1 protein-coding gene is annotated in these 2,246 nt (G+C 71.0%); it reads left to right on the plus strand.

Going from position 1 to position 2,246, the window contains the following annotated elements:
• Window positions 1-568 precede the first annotated feature (568 nt).
• Entirely contained in the window at window positions 569-2,149 is a 1,581-nt protein-coding gene (locus tag VKH46_11665; GenBank protein HKB71494.1) for a type I 3-dehydroquinate dehydratase, read from the plus strand.
• Window positions 2,150-2,246 lie beyond the last annotated feature (97 nt).

Here is a 2,246-nt window from a genome sequence, read left to right on the forward strand (position 1 = left end):
TTCGCCCGAAAACATCTCTACTAGCAGGCTGCTGAAAAAGGGTCCGTGGCGGGGTTGCGAGCGCCGCGGGCTCGAATGTAAGACGCCGCGCCCGGGCGTGTCCGGCCGCATCGTCTAGGCGCCGCAACGAAGCAGTCGGGCCTGCGCCGCCGCAACCTTCTGGTGGCGCGAGTCTTGCCGTTCGCGCGTTGTAAAGGTCCGGCGCCAAGTTTCGTCGAGCTGGAGCGCCGCGCCGTCCTGCGAGCGATCGGCAAGACTCGTGACACGCCGCCCGGATTCGTTTTTCAGCAGCCTGCTCGGGGAGCGCCTGCGTCGGCCCGGGATGTTCGAGCGCTCGGATCATGAGACTGAGATTAGTGTGCTTGACAGGTCCCGGATCGGAGGCTACAGTCCGCCTCGTGACGAAATCCGCCTCGTCCTGCTGCTACTGGTACTGGAGCGACTCCCGGTAGGGCGAAGCTCGCCCTCCCGGAGAAATTCGGGCGGGGCGATCGACAACGCGAACTGATCGAAACCCCCGGCCGAACGGGGGTTTTGAATTTTGGAACGGATACTTCCCCTCCCCGCGATGATCGCCTCGCTGGCGCCGGCGAGCTTCGAGGACGCCCGGCGCCTCGCCGCGCTCGTTCCGCCCGAGGCGAACGCGATCGAATGGCGGCTGGACCTCGCGCCGGGGCGGATCTCCCCGCGCGCCCTCCTCGATCTCGATCCGCGATGCGCGATCGTGACGTACCGGACCGTGCGCGAGGGGGGACGTTTCGCCGGCACGCTCGACGATTACCGCCGCTCCGTCCAGTCGGCGTACGACGCGGGCGCGGTCGTCGACGTCGAGCTCGAGAGCGGGCTGCTGGGCGATTCGTCGTTCCTTCCGGAACGCCGGCGCGTCATCGGATCGCGCCACGGTCCCTCCCTCTCCGAAGGACGGCTCCGGGCGTGCCTCGCGCACGACGTCGCGGCGGTGAAGGTCGTGCTGACGGATCCCGATACGGTGGCCGAGGCGATCGGCTGCGTCGAGCGCGTCCGGCGGCTTTCCCGCGAGAAACCGGTCGCCTGCTTCGCGACGGGCGTCCGGGGCGCCGTGACCCGGGCGCTCGCGCCGCGATTCGGGAGCGCACTCACGTACGGGAGCGTCGACGGCCGGGACGCGACCGGCGCCGGTCAGATGCCGCTCGGCGATCTCTCCACGGTGTATCGAGCGCTCGACGCGGGTCCTCCGGAGAAGCTGTTCGCGGTTTACGGGGGCGACGTTTCGCGTTCGCTTTCCCCCCTCATTCACAACGAGCTCTTCCGAAGCCGCGGGCTCCCGTGGCTCTACGTGCCGGCATCCGCCTCGCGCCGCGGCGCTTCGCTGGAGAGCCCGATCGCGGCGGATCTCATCGCGCTCGACTCGCTGTCGAAAAACCTGGCCGGCGTCTCGGTCACGAATCCCTTCAAGGGGGATTTCGGCGTCGTCGCCGAGCCGGACGCGGAGGCCGCGCGGATGGGGGCGGCCAACACGCTCGTTCGCCGGAGGACCGAATGCCTCGAGCTCTCCGCGCACAACACCGACGTCCGGGCGGCGCGCGAGGCGCTCGAGCGGCTCGGGGGAGACCGGGTCGTCGTCGTCGGCACGGGAGGCGCGGCTCGGGCCGCGCTCGCCGCCGCGGCCGCGCTCGGCAGGGAGGCCGCGGTCGCCGGGCGGTCCGCGGCGAAAGCCGCGGCGCTCTCGGCGGAGCTCGGCGGAGAGGCGATCGCCTGGGGCGACCTCGTCGGGGCGATCGCCGACGTCTGGGTGAACGCGACCCCGCTCGGCTCGGAAGACAGTGATCCGCTGCCGTTTCCGGCCAACGCGCTCGGTCCGGATTCGGCGGCCGTCGATTTCGTGTACCGCCGCGGCGGGGAGACGCCGCTGGTCCGGGAGGCGCTCGCCCGCGGCGCGCGCGTTGCCGACGGCCTCGAGCTCCTCGCGCGTCAGGCGGTCGGGCAGGCGGCGCTCTTCGGCGTCGCCGACGCGACGTTCGAAGAGATCGACGCGATCCTGCGCCGCGGACCGGAAGTCCGCGCGAAAGATGACGGCCCGGAAGGCGGCACAAAACCGGGTCGCGGCCCGGAAGTCCGCGCGAAAGATGGCCGCTCGGGAGGCCGCGCAAAGACAGGACGCCTGCCGTGATCCGGATCGCGACCCGGACGATCTCCGCCGATACGACGACCCCCGTCGCCGTGATGCGGAAGCTCCTCGCGAGCGGCGAGGAAGCGTTCCTCCTCGA

The organism is Thermoanaerobaculia bacterium, from assembly GCA_035260525.1.
In the GTDB taxonomy this organism is placed as follows: domain Bacteria; phylum Acidobacteriota; class Thermoanaerobaculia; order UBA5066; family DATFVB01; genus DATFVB01.